Source organism: Streptomyces sp. NPDC097129 (assembly GCF_055668065.1).
On record NZ_JBVOQE010000110.1, the window covers coordinates 1 to 1,075 of the forward strand.

The window sequence follows — 1,075 nt, forward strand, 5'->3', positions numbered from 1 at the left end:
GACTGCACTTCGAGCACCCGCCGCTCGTCAACGCCGACCGTATCTACGACGCGACCCTGCGCGGCATGGACACGATCTCGATGCGCCTGACCGGTGCCACTCAGCGTGGTTCGCTCCCTCGCACACAGTCGACGATTCTCGCGACGCTGGTCGTTGTGCCGCTGTTCCTGCTGATCATCGACACCGATGGCGGCGGAGTCGACCTTCGGATGTGGGATTCACCCATCCAGTTCACTATCGCGCTGATGATGATCTCGGCCGCCATCGCCGCGACGCTGATGCGCAACCGACTCGCCAGCGTCATCCTCGTCGGACTCACCGGCTACGGCTGCGGCGTGTTGTTCGCGCTGCACGGCGCACCCGACCTCGCGCTGACCCAGTTCCTCGTCGAGACACTGACACTGGTGATCTTCGTGCTCGTGCTCCGGAAGTTCCCCGCCGAAGTCGACGAGAGCAAGGCGATCGGCTTCAAGTGGCCGCGTGCCGCACTCGCCGTCGCCGTCGGTATCACCGTCACCACCATCGCGGCCTTCGCGACCAATGCCCGAAACACTCGTCCGATCTACGAGCTGCTTCCCGACGCGGCCTACGACCTGGGCAACGGCAAGAACGTCGTCAATGTCCTACTCGTCGACATCCGCGCATGGGACACCCTCGGTGAGATCTCGGTGCTGCTGGTCGCGGCAACTGGCGTCGCCAGCCTCGTCTTCCGCAACCGCCGGTTCGGTATCGCGCCGCGCGTCGCGGACGCCCCCTCCGTCATCGTCGACAAGGCAGCGGCCAACTCGGACACGACGTGGTTGCGCGGCGGAGACCTCATCGATCCTCGACACCGTTCGCTGGTTCTCGAGGTCACCACGAGGTTGATCTTCCCGACCATCATGGTGTTGTCGATCTACTTCTTCTTCTCCGGTCACAATGCCCCCGGTGGCGGTTTCGCCGGAGGCCTGACGGCGGGCCTGGCGCTGGTACTTCGGTACCTCGCCGGCGGACGCTACGAACTCGGTGAAGCCGTACCCATCGACGCGGGCAAGATTCTCGGCCTCGGTTTGGCGCTGGCCGCGGGCACCGCCCT

The 1,075-nt window shown here is 65.2% G+C and carries 1 protein-coding gene; it reads left to right on the forward strand.

The window, feature by feature from the left end; genetic code table 11:
* A partial coding sequence (gene mbhE, locus AC0B9F_RS38475; protein ID WP_472010498.1) for a hydrogen gas-evolving membrane-bound hydrogenase subunit E occupies nucleotides 1–1,075 on the forward strand: 1,075 nt, incomplete at both ends.